Raw genomic sequence first — 19095 nt, 5'->3', positions numbered from 1 at the left:
TCCACGGTGAGCAGTGCCGAGACGAAATCGATGGAGCTGCGAGGCGGCGCGCCGAAGGACGGCGAGCGCCCGATCGAGACGGCGCGGGTCGATGTACTGACCCCGCGTGCTGTGCCCCTCGGCGGTCCCCGGGCGATGACCGTGCGGCGGACCCTGCCGCAGCGCTCCCGGACCCTGATCGGTGCCTGGTGCTTCGCCGACCATTACGGCCCCGACGACGTCTCGGTGACCGGCGGCATGGATGTCGCCCCGCATCCGCACACCGGGCTGCAGACGGTGAGCTGGCTGTTCAGCGGTGAGATCGAGCACCGCGACAGCCTGGGCAGCCACGCCTACGTACGGCCCGGCGAGCTGAACCTCATGACGGGCGGGTACGGCATCAGCCACTCGGAGGTCTCCACTGAGCGGACCACCATCCTGCACGGCGTCCAGTTGTGGGTGGCGCTGCCAGGGGAGCACCGCAACACCGACCGGGACTTCCAGCACTACGTACCTGAGCCCGTGCGGATCGACGGGGCCGAGATCAGGGTCTTTCTGGGTTCCCTCGTCGGTCATGCCTCTCCGGTGCGGACCTTCACGCCCCTGCTCGGCGCCGAGATCGTCCTCCAGCCGCGCTCGACCCTCACGCTCGTCGTGGACCCCGGCTTCGAGCACGGCCTCCTGGTCGACCAAGGGGAGGTGCGCCTGGCCGACACTCTCGTGGGCCCCGCGGAACTTGGCTACGCCCACCCGGGCATTGATGAACTGACGCTGACGAACGAGTCGGACGGCATCGCACGGGCGGTCCTGCTCGGCGGAACCCCGTTCGAGGAGGAGATCGTCATGTGGTGGAACTTCATCGGGCGCAGCCACGAAGACATTGCGAAAGCCCGCGACGATTGGCAGAACTCCTCTGAACGATTCGGCGCCGTCGAAGGATATGCCGGAGACCGTCTGCCCGCCCCCGCTCTGCCGAACGCCGTCATCAGGCCGCGCAGGAATCCACCGCGCCACTGAACTGTCCTACCCGTCATCCCCGTTTGAGAGGCACCCGATGAGCCAGCATTCCACCGCTCCGACCGTGGAGCGGAATGACGCCAAGAACCGCTACGAAATCCTGGTCGACGGCACGCGCGCCGGACTGACCGCCTATCGCGACCGCGGTGATCAGCGCGTCTTCTACCACACTGTGGTCTACGAGGCCTTCGCCGGACAGGGCCTGGCCTCCCTGCTGGTCCAGGAGGCGCTCACCGACGTGCGCGACTCCGGAAAGCGGATCGTGCCCGTCTGCCCGTACGTTGCCAAGTTCCTGACGAAGCATGACGAGTTCTCCGACATCACCGACCCCGTGACCCCCGAGGTCCTGCAGTGGCTGGACACGGAACTCGGCTGACCGCACGCCTCTTCAAGCCGGCCGTTGGACTCAACGGCCGACGCCTACCACCACATCGTCCGGGCCCACACCCACCGCCGGCAGGCGCACGGCGGGTGACGGCGGGACGGGCCACACCAGATGACGTGAGCGGAAGGTCATGGTCGCCGGCGGGAGCCACATGATGGGGCCTGGGGCTCAAACAGATCACTGCCGTGATCCATCACGGAAACACAGCCTCACCTTCCGTCGCCCAGCGCCTCGGGTTCAACCGCCTGCGCGAGGACACCGTCCTCGGTAGCGCCTGCACCGTCTGCCCTGACCCGGGACGACTTTCCCTCCCCTGTGGCGGAGCGGAACTGTGCCGTTCGCATCCCCGGCCGCCGCCTAAACTGACGGGCAATCAACTGCACAACATGGCAGGGCGGAAAGAATCATGCGTGGCCTCACTGAGGTGAACCTCAAGAAGCTGGCTGGTGCCCGTTCCTTCGATCGCGGCCTCGGGTACCTCGACGTGGTGTCCGAGGTTGAGGTCGGTGACGGCTGGATCACCGCGTCCGTCCACGGAACGGAACGGTACGAGGTGGAGCTGTCGTTGGACGGGCCCGGCGGCCTCGCCGGCGAGTGCGACTGCCCGTACGGCCTGGAGGGCAACTTCTGCAAGCACTTGGTCGCCCTCGGCCTGAAGGTGCTTGCCCAGCAGGCGAGCCTGCCGCGGCAGCGAAAGGCAGCCAAGGAGCGCGCGCAGAACCTCGACGGCTGGCTTTCCGCCCTGTCCAGGGACGAGTTGCTCGCTGTGTTGCGAGAACAGTTGGACGAGGACCGGCAGTTCCGGCGACGCCTGGAACTGCGGGCCGCCACCGCCCGCGGCGACCTTGCCGCGGTCCGGTCCCGCATCCGCGGCCTGCTCGACATCGGCCCCTTCGCACAGTACGGGTACGTCGAGTACGCCGATGCCCGCGCCTACGCCGACCAGGCCGCGCAGGCGGTGTCCGCGATCAGGGCACTGACCGGCTCCGGCCGGGCCGACGACGCGCTCACCCTGACGCGGGAGGCAATGAAGCTGCTGGCCGAGGCGGAGGAGAGCGTCGACGACTCGGACGGCCGGCTGGGGCAGATCGGTGCAGACCTCGCCGACGCCCACCTCGACGCGTGCCGCGCGGCACGCCCCGACCCCGAGGAGCTCGCGCGCTGGCTGGTCGGTCATGCGCTCGGCGACATCGACGACGGTCTGACCGACATCGATCCACTCGACTACGAGGACGTCCTCGGCGAAGAGGGAATGGCGGTCCTGCGGAAGTCCGCGGTCGAGGCGTGGCGGGGCAACCGTCGTGGTTGGGCGGAGAAGTACCTGATGGAACGTCTGGCCAAGGCAGGAGGCGATGTCGACGCGGTGATCGCCGTGCACGCGGCCGACCTCTCACCGAACGGTCACACGCACCTGGTCATCGCCCGCGAGCTGGACACCACCCGGCGCACCGACGAGGCACTGCGCTGGGCAGAACGCGGCATCCGGGAAACCCGTGACCTCGCCGCCATCGACACCGCCCTCGTCGACTACCTCTGCGACCGCTACACCCAGGCGGAGCGTCTGCCGGATGCCGTCTCCATCCGCCGTGAGCACTTCCGCGCCGGCCGCACCCTGGCCTCGTACCAGCAGCTGCGGTCCGCCGCGCGAGCTGCGGACTGCTGGCCGACCGAGCGTCGGGGAGCCCTTGCCCTGCTGTATGCCGACGCGGAGCGGCGACAACCGGGCCGGTACGGCGGCCCCGTCCTGGTCGACGCCCTGCTCGACGACAAGGACATCGACGCAGCCTGGCAGGCTGCCACCCGAACCGGCGCCCAGGACCGGCAGTGGCGCGCCCTTGCCGACCGGGCACGGTCCGACCGCCCCGCCGACGCCCTCGGCGTCTACCTACGCCTGGCCGAACCACTGACCAAGCAGACGGGCAACACGGTCTACGAGCAACTGGTCGCCCTGCAGCTGAGCATCCGCGACTGCCACCGTCGCCTGGGCACGGAGGAAGAGTTCGCCGAGTACATCACCGCCCTGCGCCTCGCTCAGAAACGCAAGCGGAACCTGATGCGCCTGATGGACGAACACGGTCTGTGAGCCGGACGGCGCCTCGGAGCCACCAGGCCACGCTGACCTCGCATCCCTGCGGTCCGATGGTGCTCTGCACGCCCCATGGCCAGGCGGATGGGGACCAGTTTTGGACCGGCGCGCTTGACCGCGTCAGCGGGCGACCACGGTCGGGTTCGGTGCACGTCTGGGTGCAGGTAGCGCTGGATGGTTGTCAGTGATCCGTGGCCGGCGGTTCTGCACAGGATGCGCTGGACGACGAGGGGCGGCCGGATTGTGGAAACCGATGATGCCCCCGCAACACCTGGCGTTCACGTTTTCGCCACTGCGATGACTCCTGGCATCAATCCGTGATTTTCATGGGCCCCTTCAGTGGGCCGCTGTCGGGAACGTGTAGTGCGCCCAGTCGGCGAAGCTGCTCCAGTGGACCTCCGGGTGGGCAGCGTGCAGCGCGGGGATGTCGACGCTGTAGCCGGGGCCGTTCAGAAACGTCCACATCGCATGCATGTCCGGGTTGGTGATCGCGGTCAGAGGCACTTGCTGATCGCGGACTTCCCGGCCCAGCGCCGCGCCGAGTGCGGCCGCCATCTGACGGGGAGTGGGCGCATCACTGGCCAGTTCGATACGTCGACCGGCGTAGGGCCCGGGATTGAGCAGCACTTCCGCCGCGAACGCACCCAGGTCGGTGCGGGCCAGCTGCTGCAACGGCCGATCGGGCGGCAACGGCAGGTCGAGAATGCCGCCGAAGATACGCTCCGCTCCGGCAAGAGCGTTGTCGAAGAAATACGTCGGTCCCAGAATCGTATGGGGTACATCACCAGCGGCCAGCTCGGCTTCGATGCGTGCCTTGCTGTCGAAATGCGGTACCCCGCTCTGCTGGTCGGCGCCGGCGACCGAGCTGAACACGAGATGCGGCACGCCCGTCTCCTGAGCGGCAGCCAGGATTGCCTGTCCCTGGCCCACTTCCGCCTCCACACCGGCCTCGAAGGGAGTGGTGAACGCGAAGACCCTCGCCATCCCGCTCATCGCAGCGGCGAGCGACCCGCGATCGCTCAACGACCCCGCCATCACTTCGACACCCTGGCCAGCCAGTTCCCGCGCCGCTCTCCGCTCGGGGTCGCGCACCAGTGCGCGGACCCGGGCCCGGCGACCCAGCAGCGCGTCGGCCACAGCCCTGCCCTGTCCCCCGGTTGCCGCAAGTACCAAGATCGGCTCATCGACCATTGAAGAATGTCCTTCCTTGGGGCAGACGCGGCAACGCATCATCAGCGCCGGCCTCAACGGTAACCATCACTCCCGGAGGACACGCCCAGCGTTGTGTCCATTCACCCCTTCCAGTGGGCCTCGTGAAGGCCGGGCATTGCCGGTCTCGGCACGCCCGGCTCTCTCACCGTCGTCACCAGTCGCGACGAACCACTCAGCGCCCCGTACCTGGAGGCCGAGACGCTCAACCGCATCGGCGACACCCACCTTGTGACCGGCGCCCACGAGGACGCACATGCCGCTTGGGAACAGGCCCTCGCCTCCTCACCACGCTCGGCCACCCGGAAGCCGACCGGGTCAGGGCCCGGCTCCAGGGGCGGGGCGAGCGGCGCGGTGACATGACGGCGCTGGAGGTCCGACATCCCCGGCACTACGAGCCGGACTCGGCGTCGCCGGACTCCTTTACCCGAGTGCCGCCCTGATCCGGAACAGCGGGGCCCGACACGGTGTCGAATGCATGAGTCACCTCCGGCAGAGCCCCTGGGACGAGCAGTTCACGAGCCTGCTCCTCGTGACGGCGGTCGGTGACTGTCAGACGGGTGTGGTGCTGGGCGCGGTGTTCCGCCCAGGAGGCGACCAGGTAGTTCTCGATGAAGCGTTCCGGGTCGTTGCCGTCCTGGTAGAGGCCCCAGGTGAGAGCTCCCGTACGGCGTCTGGAGCGCGAGACGCGGTTCATGCGGTCCGTGAACTCGGCGCGGCTGTCCGGGGGAACGCGGTAGACGACGGAGACCAGGACCGGCCCGTCCGCCTCGCCTGCTTCGAACACCAGGGGAGGAGCGGGCCAGTGGTCGGACGGCGAGGGGTCGATGTCCTCGGTGTCGTGCAGAGGCCACCGGCGTACGCTGGCGGCGCTCAGCAGCATCACGGCGCCGGCGATCAAGAGGCAGGCGGTGAGGCCGAGCCAGTCGGCCACCGCACCCCACAGCGGCGCCGCCAGCGCTTGACCCCCCTGGAAGACCAGGAGATAGACGGCGAGCCCACGAGCCCTGACCCAGCCTGGAAGCCGCTTCTGCACGGCCGCGTTGAGCGTGGACAGTACACCGATCCAGGCGAGACCCGCAGGCAGCAGAGCGACCGTCACCAGCCACGGTGTTCGGACTGTGCCCAGGACGGCCAGTACCCCGGCGAACATCAGCGCGCCGGCGGCGAGCGTGCCGTTGGCCCCCAGTACGCGGCGGATACGGGGCAGCGCGAAGGCACCCGCCACCGCCCCCGTACCAACTGCCGTCAGCAGGAGTCCGTATCCACCCGAGCCGAGGCCGAGGGAGCGGCTCGCGCTCAGGGGCAGCAGTGCCCACAGGGCAGCGCCGCCCGGGATGAACAGGAGCGTTCGCAGGAGGACTCGGCGCACGCCAGGCGCGTTCCACACATAGCGGCGACCGGCCTGCAGAGCGGTCAGTAGCCGTTCGCTTCTCACGGCAGGGGAGACCGTCTCCGGGCGCCGCCACCCCAACAGGACAGCCGCGATGCCCAGGTATGAGGCCGCGTTGAAGGCGAAAACCCACCCTGCGCCCGCCGCCGCGACCACCGCCCCGCCAAGTGCCGGGCCGACAGCGCGGGCCAGGTTGATGTTCACCGCGCCCAGCGCCGCCGCCTGATCGAGCCGGCGGCGCTCCACCAGCTCCGGCTGGATCGCCTGCCAGGCCGGGCCCATCAGTGCGGTGCCGCACCCAAGGAGGAAGGTGAGGACGAGCAGCACCGTCGGCGTCAGCGCGTTCGTGAACGCCAGCACAGCCAGCACGCCGGACACCGTGAGCATCGCGAACTGGGCGGCCAGCAGCACCGAACGCCTGTCGAAACGGTCGGCGATCACCCCGGAGGGCAAGGCCAGCAGGACAACGGGAAGACTGGAGGCGGTCTGGACGAGTGTCACGAGGGCGGCGTTGTCCTCGACCAGTAGCCACTGGGCACCCACCGTCTGCATCCAGCTGCCGATGTTTGAGCCCAGTTGAGCGATCCACAGCGCCCGGAAGACGCGCGCGGCAAGCGGCGCCCACGGGGACTCGGATGATGCCGATGCGGGTGGTGAAGGGGCGGCGCTCATGCTCGTCCAGACCAGTGTGGGGGGCAGGCGACTGTCCGGACGGAAGCCGCCTGCCCCGCGGGCGTAGTGGTTGCGACAGTAAGGGCCGCTGCTGGAAGGCCGTTGACCGAGAGTGCACCGGTTGTCGTCGCGCAGCGCGGTGGCCCCGGGGCAGCGAGCCGCCCGCCTGAGCTGTCAGGACGGCGGCCGGATCCAGGCGGCCTGGGTGGCGGACAGGCGATGCGTGGCCACGGAAACGAGCGCCAGGAGCAGCAGGACCAAGCCCAGGGTGAGTACAAGATGCCCTTGCAGGATCAGCTTGGCTCCGACGACGGCTCCGAGGAAGATGGCAAGCACGGACAGGGTCCGGCGGCCCGTTCGCGGTGCCGCACCGCCGGCCGGGGTGGAGTCAGCCGCCAGCCCTGCCAAGGTCAGGGTCAGTACGGTCGTGGTGAGGTCCGGAACCCCAAGGCGCCGGGCGACCGCGTTCTGTAGACCCATGGCGAGCCCGAGGACCACGATCAGCGTGTACTGAACACCGGTGGTGACCCGGCCGTCGGCGGCCGCGGCGACGGCGACGGTGATGGCGACCAGGACCGTCTGTGCCGCGGCGGCCGTCTTCAACAGGCGCCCGCGATGGGCGGAGAACCGGGTTCCGAGCCTGCCTCCGGCGAGCGCACCGAGAAGGAACGCGGCCATCGCGACGACGGAGGCGAGCGCGGAGAGGTTGGGCGCGCCCACCAGCGCGAATCCCAGGAACACCACGTTGCCGGTCATGTTGGCGACGAAGACGTGTCCGAGCGCGAGAAAGCTCACCGCGTCCACCAGACCGGTGACCACGGTCAGCGTCAGCATCAGGGGAGGCAGCGGGCCATGAAGGTCCCCCCTGGGCGGCGCGATCGTGTGGAACGCGTCAGTCAGTAGCCGGCGCATACGGCTTCCTCTCCATCACGGTGGGCCGACGGTGCAACACCACGCGGGTGAGCAGCCCGCTGGCGGGGCCTAGCACGATCGCGGCAGCGGAGACCCACAGCGGCCAGGGAGACATGCCCAGCGCGTGGTCGAGGGACCACTGGCCCGGCCCGGTGAGGGCCAGTGCCGCGGAGACGACGACGAGGACCAGCGGGTACTCATACCCGTCGTCTTGTACCCAAAGGCCCATGGGCCATTTGACGGTGCCCGCGACCGTCATCACACCCATGGCGGCCATCGCGGCCAGGGGCGTGAGCAGACCGGCGGTCAGGAACAGGCCGGCCCCGATCTGACTGCCGCCCGCGACGACCGCGGTCAGTCGGCCGCCGCGGAACCCGTCATGACGGAACTCCTCGGTCCCGCCTGCCAAGCCGTGGCCCCCGAGCCGGAAGCTCACCTTCTGCACTCCGTGGCCGGCGATGAGAAGACCCACCACCAGCCGGAGCACCAGCAGTCCAGTGTTCATCGTTTCCTGCCTGTTCCTGACATCCGTCCTTGACGCTCCTCGATCGGTGCGGGATCAGCCCGCCGTGTGCGCGCCGATGACGGCCTGCGCGTAGACGAGGCCGAGGCCGTAGGTGCCGCCGTGCTCCTTCACCACGTCCGTCACGGCCGCGTACGTCTCCGTGCGGGCCCAGTCGCGCTGGAGCTCCAGGAGCACCTGCACCCAGGTGACCGGGACCGCGCCGGCCTGGATCATGCGCTGCACGGCGTGCTCATGGGCCTGCGGGCTGACACCGCCGGAGGCGTCGGTGACCACATAGACCTCGTAGCCCTGAGCGAGGGCGGAGAGCGTGGGCAGCACGACGCAGACTTCGGTCCACAGACCTGCTATGACGAGCTTCTTGCGCCCCGTGGCCTTGACCGCCTCGACGAACGCGGAGTCCTCCCAGGCGTTCATCGAGGTGCGGTCGATGATCTCGTGGCCGGGGAAGACGGCCGGCAGCTGCGGCATGATCGGGCCGGAGAAGGACTCGGCGGCAACGGTGCTCAGGACGACCGGGACGTCGAACACCTTGGCGGCCTTGGCCAGGCCCACCGTGGAGTTGATGATCGCGGTGCGGTCACTGCTACCGGTGCCGAAGAACATCTGCGGCTGGTGGTCCACGAACAGCACGGCGCAGTTGTCGGGGGTGATGAGGTCGGCGCTGGGAGTTGCGGTGACCTCGGTGATGTCGACCATGAGGGTGCCTTTCACATGAGTAGCGGCGCGGACGGGCGTCCGCGTCGGGTAAGAACCGTCCGGTGGACGGGGCTTGATGGGTGGTGTCCCGAGAGGGGCGGCTCGTGGCCTGGCCCCTCTCGGGAGTGCCGGTGCTGCGGTATTAGAGGGAAAAGCAGGGATCGAAGGGCGTGTCGCCGGTGCCGTCCGGGGTCAGACCACGCCGTACGCGCCACACACGATGTTGTTCCGACTCGGCGACGGCCGCGCCGAGCGACTCCGCCTGGCGGACTCCCGAAAGGCCCTGCCGGGACGCCTGGTAGCCGCCGAAGTGCGCCACCGGGCTCCAGGCGGGGCTGACGGGCGGAAGCTCCTCGTCGAGTCCCTCGTACTCGGCGGCGGCGTAGACGATCCGGCCGCCGGTGACGGTGAGCAGTGACTCGATGTGGGGGATCTCCGGCTCGGGCACGGAGAAGTAGTCGTCGGACAGGACCGCGAGGTCGGCGTAGCACCCCGGGCGCAGTACGCCCTTGACGTTCTCCTCGCCGGTCAGTTCGGCGCCGGCCCGGGTGAACATCGTCAGCGCGGTCTGCCGGTCGACACGGTTGGTCGGGGGGCGGAGCACCAGGTCGCCGACGTTACGGCCGCTGACCAGCCAGTGCAGGGCCACCCAGGGGTTGTACGTGGAGACCCGGGTGGCGTCGGTGCCGGCGGCCACCGTCAGCCCGCGGTCCAGCATGGCCCGGATCGGTGGGGCGTCCGCGGCGGCGCCGGGGCCGTAGCGGCGCAGGAACGCTTCACCCTGGAAGGACAAACGATTCTGCACGGACATGGCACCGCCGAGCGCGGCGATGCGGTCAAGGCTGTCCGCGGAGACGGTCTCCGCGTGGTCGAACAACCACCGGTTCCCGGCCGGGAAGAGTCCCTCCGCGGCCAGCTTCTCGAAGACCGCGAGGTCCCGGCGGATGGTCTCGTCGTACGTGGCGTGCAGCCTGAAGCCCCAACCGTTCTCCATGAGAAGACGTACCGCCTTCTCGAACTCCACCTCGAAACCGGCGAGTTCCGGGCGGGGCTGGGTGAAGTTCTCGAAGTCCGCCGCTGCCCAGGTGAGGTTCTCTCCCGCGCCGTTGAGGCGCAGCCATTCGTCACCGTCTTCGGGGCCGGCCATTTCGATCCAGCGGGTCAGGTCGGCTATCTCCTGGCCGGCTGTCTGCGGGAAGAGGTGATAGGCGATGCGCAGCGACAACTGACCGGCTTTCGCCAGTTCGATGACGGTGCTGTAATTGTCGGGAAAGTTCTGGAATCCGCCGGCGGCGTCGATGGCCGAGGTCAGGCCGAACCTGTTCAGTTCGCGCAGGAAATGACGGGTCGAGGTCTTCCGGTCCTCGCCCTGGAGCACCGGCGCCTTGGCGAGGGTCGAGTAGAGGACGAGGGCGCTGGGCGCGGCCAGCAGCATACCCGTCGGCTCACCGTCCCGGCCGCGTACGATCTGACCACCCTTGGGATCGGGGGAGTTCCTGTCGAATCCGGCGGCCTTGAGCGCCGCCCGGTTGAGCACGGCCGACTGGTACAGGTGCAGGACGAACACCGGAGTGTCCGGGGCCGCGGCGTTCAGTTCAGCCGGTGTCGGCAGCCGCCGCTCGGCGAACTGCTCGGCCGACCAGCCGCCCACCACCCGTACCCACTGGCCCTTCGGGGTGCGAGCGGCCTGCTCCCGCAGCATCGCCAGACCCTGACGCAGCGTGGGGACGCCGTCCCAGCGCAGTTCCAGTACGTAGTTGAGCCCGCCACGAATGACGTGCAGATGGGCGTCGTTGAGGCCTGGTATCACCCGTCGGCCGAGGGCGTCCACCACCTTCGTGGCCGTACCGATGTGCGAGGCCACGTCCTTGTCGTCGCCGACGACCGTGATGACGCCGTCCCGGACGGCGATCGCCTCGGCGTGCGGGCGCTTCGAGTCCCCCGTATGGACCTTGGCGTTACGGACGACGAGGTCCGCTGCTTCGTCGGCTGCTTGGGGAGCCAGTCCGCCGACCGGCATTGGTGACATGTTTGTACGGCCCTCTCCGGGATGAATGATGTCGATGTCCGCTGTGGTCGATGTCGGCGGACGAAGAACGGGGAATGCGCGAGTGTTCGCAGTCGATTGACGGGCGAACCGCAGCCGCTGAGCCGTCACGCTAGGCGCGGTGGATTCCCTTGTGTGTTCTGCCAGCGCACTGGAACGTGCCTCACAGCGCATTGGCTCTCCGTATCATCGAGTGCGCTGTGAGGACATCAGTGGTGCGCTCGTGGGCAATGGCCGCCCACACCGTGCTTCTACCGTGAACATCGGCGGCACCGGAGTACTCGATACGAACAATCCGGGCCGTTGGCCGGAAAGACCGGCTCCCCGACGAAATTCCAGGAGATTCGTATGTCCGATGCCTTTGCGCCGGTCAAGCCGGTGTTGGAGCCCGCGGCAGCCGCGTTCGCGGACGCGACCGCCAATCCGCCGTACCTGTTCGACCTGGCCCCGGCGGAGGGGCGCAAGGCCGTCGACGAGGTGCAGTCCGGCGAGATCGAGAAGCCCGTGATCGACGAGGAGTGGATCACTGTCCCGGGTGGTCCGACGGGCGGTGTCCGGGCGCGCATCGTCAAGCCCGCCGGCGCCGAGGGCCCCCTCCCGGTGATCCTCTACATCCATGGGGCGGGCTGGGTCTTCGGTAACGCCCACACCCACGACCGCCTGGTGCGTGAACTCGCCGTCGGCGCGAACGCCGCCGTCGTGTTCCCCGAGTACGACCTGTCGCCCGAGGCCCGCTACCCGGTCGCCATCGAGCAGAACTTCGCCGTCGCGAAGTGGATCGTGGAGCAGGGAGCCTCCAACGGTCTCGACGGCTCCCGGCTGGCGGTGGCCGGGGACTCCGTCGGCGGCAACATGACGGCCGCCCTGACTCTGATGGCCAAGGAACGTGGCGGCATCCCGCTGCTCCAGCAGGTGCTGTTCTACCCGGTCACCGACGCGAACTTCGACAACGGCTCCTACCACCAGTTCGCCACCGGCTACTTCCTGCGCCGGGACGGTATGCAGTGGTTCTGGGACCAGTACACGACCGACGAGAACGAGCGCGCCCAGATCACCGCGTCCCCGTTGCGTGCCACGACCGAGCAGTTGCGCGGCCTGCCTCCGGCCCTGGTGATCACGGCCGAGGCCGACGTGCTGCGTGACGAGGGCGAGGCCTACGCCAACAAGCTTCGGGAGGCCGGCGTACCGGTCACCGCCGTGCGCTTCCAGGGCATCATCCACGACTTCGTCATGCTCAATGCCCTGCGCGAGACCCACGCCGCCGAGGCCGCCATCAGCCTGGCCGTCCGGACCCTGCACACCGCCCTGCACACCGCCTGAACCCGAGGAGACAACGCACACATGGCCACCTCCACACCCACGGTCGTTCTCGTCCACGGAGCGTTCGCCGACGCGGCCAGTTGGTCCGGGGTCATCCGCGAACTGCAGAGCGCAGGCATTCCCGTGGTCGCCCCGCCGAACCCGCTACGCGGCCTTGCGGCCGACGCCGCGTACGTCGCCTCCGTCGCCTCCCAGATCGACGGTCCGGTCGTACTGGTCGGCCACTCCTACGGCGGTGCGCTCATCACCGTGGCCGGTACGACCGACAACGTCGTCGGGCTGGTCTACGTGGCCGCCTACGTCCCCGAGGAGGGCGAGAGCCTCGGCGAGCTGCAGGGCCGCTTCCCCGCCTCGCCGCTGGTGAGCAACCTCAAGCAGTGGACGTACCCGGTCGCGGACGGTGACCCGGCAGTCGAGGTCACCATCGCCGAGGAGGCCTTCCCGTCGGTCTTCGCCGCCGACGTGCCCGCGGAGGTCACGAAGGTCCTCGCAACAGCCCAACGCCCGCTTGCTGCATCGGTGTTCGAAGCGACGGCCACCTCCGCCGCATGGAAGACCAAGCCGTCCTGGGCACTGGTGGCAGGCGCGGACCAGGCCATCAACCCGGAGGTGCAGCGCTTCGCCGCCAAGCGCGCGGGAGCGACCGTCGTAGAGATCGAGGGCGCGTCGCACGCCGTCGCCGTCTCCCAGCCCAAGGATGTCGCGGACCTGATTCGCGAAGCGGTCCGCGCGACGAGCTGACGAGCGGTACGGAACGCCACACGAACCCCTCCGGAGGTGGGAGGCTTCCTCGATCGCGCAGCGGGTGCCGCCGGTGCGAACCGGCGGCACGCTGGGGCGGGCGGAGCCCGTTCACACGGTGGTGCTGTCGCCGAGCGGTACGAGGAGTTCGCGGATACGCAGCCCCAGGTGCAAGGTGATGCGGTCGGCGCCGCTGTCCAGATCGAGCCCGGTGATCTCCTGGATCTGACGCAGCCGGTAGTACAACGAGGTGCGGTGGATCTGAAGTGCTTCCGCAGTCCTGGGTATCGAACCGGCTTGCTCGAGGAAGCACCGCAAGGTCGCCTCCAAGCGATGTCTGCCACTGGATGCCAGCAGGGCACGCAGCGGCTTCGGGAGCAGCGACTCGTTCAAGGCACGGTCAGGCAACTGCAGGAGCACCGCCAATTCACCGAGCTCCTCCCAGGAGCCGATGCCCTTCAGCTCGGGCATCCGGCGTGCCGCGCGCACCGCGACGAGCGCCTGCTCGTACGAGGTCCATGCGTCGGCAAGTCCGGTCTGATGACCACCGATGCCGATGACGGGAGCGGCTGAGGCGTCCAGATGAGTACCGAGGGCTTGCATGATGTCGGCGGATTGCTCCCGGAGCGCTTCCTGGTTCAACGGCCGGTCGGCGAGCTGGAGCAGGACGGCTCGGTCCGAGGTGACCGCGAAGGTGCCGACCGCTGATCGGGTACGGCGAAATCCCTCCACTGCCCCGCGTAGTGCGGTCTCCACCTGCCCGGGAGACACCTGGGAGCGTGCCACCTGCACAACGCTGACCACTGCCTGGGGGGCGTCCGGGAGCAGCGCCCCGTCCAGGAGCTGCTTTCGGGCCTCGGCGCGCACGACCGGGCTTGAGCCCAGCAGTGACAGAAGAAGCTTCTGCTCCCTGGTCTTCTCGGCATCGGCCAGGACATGATCGGCGTACATCTGGGCGGCGATAGCCGGCGTTGCCCGGGCGATGACCTCGGTTTCCTCCGGGGCCAACGACGTGTCCGGTGCGATAACCATCAGCACACCGAGGAAATGTCCGCGCTCCCGCAGCGGCACGCAGTAGCGAGGGAGCAACCCGAGATCGTCCCGGCCCTCGAGGAAACCCGGCTTGGACCACTGAGCGACGCCCTGATCGAGGACGTGACGAATGACCTCGCTGCTCCCTCGTCCCTGCAGCAGGCTGTGGATGCGTGCCGGATCCGCGTCACCGAAGTGCCGGCTCGAGCAGACGAGCCTGACCAGGGGGTCGTTCAGGGCCACGGAACGACGGAGCGACTCCGCGAGTTCCTCGATCAGTTCTTGTAGCGCGGCACTGCCGACGGGGGCTCGCCGCAACTGTTCGGTCATGGCAGTCCTCATTCGTGGTCATCTCTCTGCGACGCGAGAGCCGGTGGGCCAGGATTCCGCGCTGGCTCCTCACGCACTGGTCCCGAACCCGTATCGCTCCGACCTCGCATGTTCTCGAGCTACCGTGACACCGCCACGATGCCCCACAGTGCACGGCTCTTGCCTGTGTGCGCAGGGAATGCCAGGCCGTCGAGCATCTGTCGCGGAACTGCCTCAGGCTGATCCCGTGACTCATTGCCCAGTCGTGTCACTTGTGCCGTCCTGGACTTCGAACCGATGCGTTGACCAGGGCGTCAGGTGCAGTACGTATCCGCGTCGGCAGGTCACTTCCGACGCAGAGCGCCTGTCTGGTCGGCGGCGGGCGCACCGGCCGCTCTTTCGGGTAGCCCGTGAATCGCCCCTGCGTAGGAGTGCTCATGCAAGAAGACGTTCAGGTTCCGTGGGTGACGCCCGTCCTCGGGCGGCGGACGCGTGCCTTCATCGAGTCCTGTCAGTGGCCCACTTCTCCGCACACCGACAGCGCCACATGGAGGGCACGGTTGGCAGCTCTCTGGAGCGGCGGCCGCGATGAGCCGGACGTCGAGGAGGAGTGGCTGGCTTTGCCGGGAAGCGGCGGGAACCGCATCCGGGTGAGGATTCTCCGTCCCGTGGGTGCACGGGAGCCGCTGCCGGTAGTGCTCTATCTGCACGGGCTCGGCTGGATGCTGACCGACGCCTACGCACATCGGCAACTGGTGGTGGATCTGGCCCTCGGAGCGGATGCGGCCGTCGTGGTCCCTGAGTACGACGCACCCAAGAACGCACGCCACCCGGAGGCCGTCGAGCGGGCATACGCCATAGCCCAGTGGATCGCCCGGCATGGCGCGGGATGCGGAATGGACGGGACCAGGATCGCGGTTGTCGGTGCCAGCGCAGGCGCCCAGCACGCGGCCGCGCTCACCCTCATGGCGCGGAAGCGCCGCGGCCCGCACTTCCGCCACCAAGTGCTGGTCTGCCCGGTGACCGACGCGGCGATGGACACTCATTCCTATCGCCAGTTCGCGGAAGGGTACTTTCTGAGCCGCGCCGCCATGCACGACTACTGGCATCAGTACGCTCCGGACCCGCGGGACCGCGCACGAAGCACCGTCTCACCCTTGCGTGCGCCCACCCGCTGTCTCCTGGGTCTACCGCCCACGCTCCTCATCACCGCCGAGGCCGACGTACTTCGTGACGAGGGTGAGGCCTACGCAGCGCATTTGAGGGAAGCGGACGTCCCGGTCGTGTCGATCCGTTATCACGGCACGATCCACGGATTCATCCTGTTCGATCCGCTCCGTGGCACGGAGGCGTCCAAGGCGGCACGTATTCAGGTGACGGATACTCTGCACACCGCCTTGCATGTGGGATAGGGCTGCTCGGCGCCTGTGGTAGCCCTCCCCAGGCAGGACTTGCCGGTGCGGTCCCAGCAGGTCACTCGGGCCCGTCCACGGTGACGGCATCACGAAGCCGCCGCCACTCGCTCGGGGACACTCCAAAGGCTGTTTGAAAACGGCGGCTGAAGTGACTCGGGCTGCTGAACCCGCACCGAGCGGAGACCGCAGCGATGGTCAAGCGGTCATAACGCGCGGAGGCCAGCATCCGACGCGCTTTCCCGAGCCGCTCCGTGATGAGCCACTGCTCCAGACTGATCCCCGCCCCGCTGAGCAGAGAGTAGAGCCGACGAACCGACACAGCGTGCTCCGCTGCTATTCGCTCCGGTGTCAGGTCACGGTCCGCGAGGTGGCGCCGCGCGTAGGCCATGATCCGCGTGAGCAGGGTGTCGTCCATCGTCGACCTGACCTCAGCGGTCTGTTCGGCGTGCGCGGCCGAGAGGAGCAGAGCGCGTACCAGGTCCGTCGTGGCAGACGCCAGGGCCTCCGCGCCGGGATCAGTCTCCAGGCCTCCGGGATCACGCCACACTCCCCGTAGATGCTGCAGAACCAGGTCATAGAGCGGACTGGCGCGCAACTGCAGGGATGCTCTCACCACCGCGTCCACCGGCACGCCGAGGCGGTGCATGTCGAACATGATGGACTGGGATGCCCCGTCGCCGGACCAGCCGTACACGCGGGGCGACAACTCATGGAAGACGCAGATGTCATCGGAGCCCAGAAACTCCCGCCGACCTGAGACTTCGGCTCGGTGGACACCCATGGGCTGGAGCGAGACGGAGACTATCGGGCGGCTCCTGTGGTGGCGTACGTGTCGTGCTGTCCGTCGCACTTCAAAGCCAGAATTCCGGGTGGCGAAGAGGTCGAGTCCGCCAACGCGCCATAGTTCCATGCGTGCGTGAATTCCGGTCTCAGGCTCCTCGTGGGCAACGTCGTTGGGCACCAACGAATCCGTCAACGCGTGATGGAACGCCTCCACGCGCTCACGCGGCGCCACAGTGTTGAGATCGAGCAGCAGCACACAGCCTCCTAGGAAAACTACCCTCAGGCATTCTGCCGCATCGGTGAGCATCGCCGACTTTGGCGAAGTCCAGGCGGGGAGTTCACGTCGCTCGGTCGTGTCGTCCTGCGACCTGCCGTGTCACCAGTCACACAGCGGTTGCCCGGCCAGGAGGGACACCGCGTGACGGAGCTTGTCGGCGCGGACATCGCCCGTCGCGCAGGACATCGGCCTTGGCGGTGACGAGCAGGGTCGGCTCTCGGTTCAGTGCAGTCCGTATTCCAGCAGGGGCTCCGAGTTCACGAGTCGAAGTGTGCTGAAGCCTGCCATTCCTTGGGCGAGAGGCCGTAGGTCTGCCGGAAGAGTCGGCTGAAGTGGGAGGGGCTGGTGAATCCCCAGTTCTGGGCTACGGCGGCCACAGTGCGGCGCCGTCGGCGCAGGTCCCGGCGGCAGGCATCGAGCCTGCGCTGTCTTATCCACGCTCCCACCGTGGTGCTGTCGGCCTGGAAGATTTTGTGCAGGTAACGGACCGAGATGTGATGAGCTCGGGCGATCGACTCCGGTGACATGTCGGAGTCCGCCAGATTCTCCTCGATGTACGCCTGGATCCGGTCCAGCATGTCACGATGCGGCCGAGTGGAATCCGGCTTGTTGTGTTCGAAGACCTCGTCAATGAGCAACGCGACGAGATCGGCGGTGTTCAAGGCAAGTCGTCTACTGACTGTCGAGCGCTGGGACCCGGACGTCTTGACCAGGGCGACCAGGAACTGGGAGACCAGTGCCGGCAGGCCGCTCTTGCCGCTGACGTGGATTACGGAAGCGCCGCGCAGGCTCTCTCGCGACGCGCGGACCATGGAGAACGGCACCCGGAAGAAAGCGAGTTCCTTCGACTGGCCGGCGTGAGGCTGAAAGGTGGCGGCGACGACGATATCGCCTGGTTCCATGTGATGGGCCGAGTTCGGGTGCAGGAGCGCTGTACTGTCGGAAACGTTGATGCCCAGGTACAGGTGGTCGTCATCTCTTCCAGTGGACCAGGGCAGGCGTATGAAAGCGTCTGAGTTGTTGCCTGCAACGGGGGCTTTTGTGTTCTGTTCCGAAGTTTTCGGCATGGGTGACGCTGTCGACCGGGTCATGCTGGTTTCCCGTCGCTTTCCTTTTGCTGCAGGGTCTTACGTATTGATGAGGTGCCCACGTGATCAGGTTCATGCCGTCACTCGTCGCCGCTCCGGTTGCCGAACCTCAGTTTGAGTGGATGACATGATCGGCTCCCGTGTAAGGCATTCTCCGGCGCCGGGGCATGTCGGCGCCACCGCTCTCTGTAGGGATGCGCTGACAAAAAATTCGTCAGTCTGTAGAGGTGCGGCAGGGAGTGACTGACATGCCGGGCTTCGCCACGGGTGAGTGAACGAGAGGGGCTGACTCCTCCGCCCGTGCCCTCTTCTGGTCCGTGAGCGCACAGCACTCCTCACGGCGGACGTGGAGAAGGAGACTGCACCGATACTTGTGACCCGTCACCGCTACAAGCGGCAACTGGTGCAGCTCGGAGCCCTTGAGGGTGCGCCGCGACGGAAACCGCCCAAATGTGACATGAATCAAGTACTTCAGGAGCCGGCTTGTCCCGTACCCGCCCCCCTCGCAAGTTCTCTCGTTCCGAGACCACACGGGCTGAGGCCTTCAGTGACGGGGTGTTCGCCATTGCCGTCACGCTTCTGGTTCTCAATCTCGCTGATCCGCCGCACAAGCCGGGCGGCCTTGGCCGGGCTTTGCTGGCTCAGTGGCCTGCCTACCTCGGCTACCTGGCGTCCTTCGGCTATGTCGCGGTGATCTGGCTCAACCACCACCAGGCCTTCGTCCGCATCAGGGCCATGGATCGCGGACTACATGCCGCCAACCTGTTCCTCCTGCTCACCACGGCGGCGCTGTCCTTCCCGACGGCGGTGGTCGCGGACGCACTGCAGGCCGACCTCATGGACTCCGACGCGCGAGTGGCCGTTGCTCTCTACGCAGGTCTTGCCGCAGCGATGTGCCTGAGCTGGGTGGCCTTCTACCGACAGATCGCCCGGCGACCCGAGCTGCTGGACCCCGACACGGAGGCCACGTACGTACGGCACGGACGGCTTCGCTCGTGGGCCGGCGCCCTCGCCTACACCGTCGCCGGGCTTCTCGGGGTGTTCGTCGCACCATTGCTGGCGATCGCGGTGTTCGTCCTCCTTCCGGTCTTCTACTTCGTCACCAGCGAAGGCCTGCCCGTCGGGCGGGACGGCTCCTCTTGACACAGCACTGCCAGAGCAGTGAGACACTCGTCGCCCGCCGACCGGGATCAGCGGAATCAGTCCGT

The 19095-nt window shown here is 67.9% G+C and carries 16 protein-coding genes; 7 read left to right on the top strand and 9 right to left on the bottom strand.

Translation table 11 applies throughout. The features are described 5' to 3' along the window. Positions 1-6: 6 nt before the first annotated feature. The 3 genes from ACWDEX_RS23585 to ACWDEX_RS23575 all read left to right on the top strand — a co-directional run bounded on the left by ACWDEX_RS23585 (position 7) and on the right by ACWDEX_RS23575 (position 3464). Positions 7-996, top strand: coding sequence for a pirin family protein (locus ACWDEX_RS23585; RefSeq protein WP_450465814.1), 990 nt, complete (start codon positions 7-9; stop codon positions 994-996). Positions 997-1033: 37 nt separating this feature from the next. Beyond that, complete coding sequence (locus ACWDEX_RS23580) at positions 1034-1372, top strand: GNAT family N-acetyltransferase (RefSeq protein ID WP_450465813.1); 339 nt, start codon at positions 1034-1036, stop codon at positions 1370-1372. Positions 1373-1787: 415 nt separating this feature from the next. Beyond that, a complete protein-coding gene (locus ACWDEX_RS23575; RefSeq protein WP_450465811.1) occupies positions 1788-3464 on the top strand; it encodes an SWIM zinc finger family protein in 1677 nt (558 codons plus the stop codon). A gap of 339 nt (positions 3465-3803) precedes the next feature. Here the strand turns inward: ACWDEX_RS23575 and ACWDEX_RS23570 are convergent, their stop codons facing one another. The 6 genes from ACWDEX_RS23570 to ACWDEX_RS23545 form a co-directional block, all read right to left on the bottom strand. Continuing rightward, positions 3804-4658 (bottom strand): NmrA/HSCARG family protein, encoded by an 855-nt coding sequence (locus ACWDEX_RS23570; RefSeq protein WP_450465810.1) that lies wholly within the window; start codon positions 4656-4658, stop codon positions 3804-3806. Between the two features lie 409 nt (positions 4659-5067). Further along, on the bottom strand, positions 5068-6741 hold the full coding sequence (locus ACWDEX_RS23565) for an MFS transporter (RefSeq protein WP_450465809.1): 1674 nt from the start codon (positions 6739-6741) through the stop codon (positions 5068-5070). A gap of 174 nt (positions 6742-6915) precedes the next feature. Next, entirely contained in the window at positions 6916-7653 is a 738-nt protein-coding gene (locus ACWDEX_RS23560; protein WP_450465808.1) for a YoaK family protein, read from the bottom strand. Next, on the bottom strand, positions 7634-8158 hold the full coding sequence (locus ACWDEX_RS23555; RefSeq protein WP_450465807.1) for a DoxX family protein: 525 nt from the start codon (positions 8156-8158) through the stop codon (positions 7634-7636). Before ACWDEX_RS23555 ends, ACWDEX_RS23560 begins: the two co-directional genes overlap by 20 nt. Positions 8159-8212: 54 nt before the next feature. Further along, a complete protein-coding gene (locus ACWDEX_RS23550) occupies positions 8213-8875 on the bottom strand; it encodes a hydrolase (protein ID WP_450465851.1) in 663 nt (220 codons plus the stop codon). Positions 8876-9017: 142 nt separating this feature from the next. Further along, positions 9018-10904 carry an amidohydrolase gene (locus ACWDEX_RS23545; RefSeq protein WP_450465806.1) on the bottom strand — a complete coding sequence of 629 codons (1887 nt, stop codon included), beginning with the start codon at positions 10902-10904 and terminating at the stop codon, positions 9018-9020. Between the two features lie 366 nt (positions 10905-11270). On the opposite strand from ACWDEX_RS23545, the gene ACWDEX_RS23540 reads away from it, so the two are divergent. Continuing rightward, entirely contained in the window at positions 11271-12242 is a 972-nt protein-coding gene (locus tag ACWDEX_RS23540; protein WP_450465804.1) for an alpha/beta hydrolase, read from the top strand. A gap of 21 nt (positions 12243-12263) precedes the next feature. Further along, entirely contained in the window at positions 12264-12983 is a 720-nt protein-coding gene (locus ACWDEX_RS23535) for an alpha/beta fold hydrolase (RefSeq protein WP_450465802.1), read from the top strand. Between the two features lie 111 nt (positions 12984-13094). Here ACWDEX_RS23535 and ACWDEX_RS23530 read toward each other — a convergent pair whose 3' ends face one another. Next, positions 13095-14345 carry a PucR family transcriptional regulator gene (locus tag ACWDEX_RS23530; RefSeq protein WP_450465800.1) on the bottom strand — a complete coding sequence of 417 codons (1251 nt, stop codon included), beginning with the start codon at positions 14343-14345 and terminating at the stop codon, positions 13095-13097. Between the two features lie 416 nt (positions 14346-14761). On the opposite strand from ACWDEX_RS23530, the gene ACWDEX_RS23525 reads away from it, so the two are divergent. Further along, positions 14762-15736, top strand: coding sequence for an alpha/beta hydrolase (locus tag ACWDEX_RS23525; RefSeq protein WP_450465799.1), 975 nt, complete (start codon positions 14762-14764; stop codon positions 15734-15736). 61 nt (positions 15737-15797) lie between these two features. Here the strand turns inward: ACWDEX_RS23525 and ACWDEX_RS23520 are convergent, their stop codons facing one another. After that, positions 15798-16829, bottom strand: a complete 1032-nt coding sequence (locus ACWDEX_RS23520) for an AraC family transcriptional regulator (RefSeq protein WP_450465798.1) — start codon at positions 16827-16829, stop codon at positions 15798-15800. A gap of 227 nt (positions 16830-17056) precedes the next feature. Beyond that, a complete protein-coding gene (locus ACWDEX_RS23515) occupies positions 17057-17866 on the bottom strand; it encodes a helix-turn-helix transcriptional regulator (RefSeq protein ID WP_450465797.1) in 810 nt (269 codons plus the stop codon). A gap of 504 nt (positions 17867-18370) precedes the next feature. On the opposite strand from ACWDEX_RS23515, the gene ACWDEX_RS23510 reads away from it, so the two are divergent. Beyond that, positions 18371-19030, top strand: a complete 660-nt coding sequence (locus tag ACWDEX_RS23510; RefSeq protein ID WP_450465796.1) for a TMEM175 family protein — start codon at positions 18371-18373, stop codon at positions 19028-19030. Positions 19031-19095: the final 65 nt, after the last annotated feature.

The organism is Streptomyces sp. NPDC001020 (assembly GCF_053599115.1).
The sequence above is the reverse complement of the archived record's forward strand: the minus strand, read 5'-3'. Positions and strand labels throughout refer to the sequence as shown.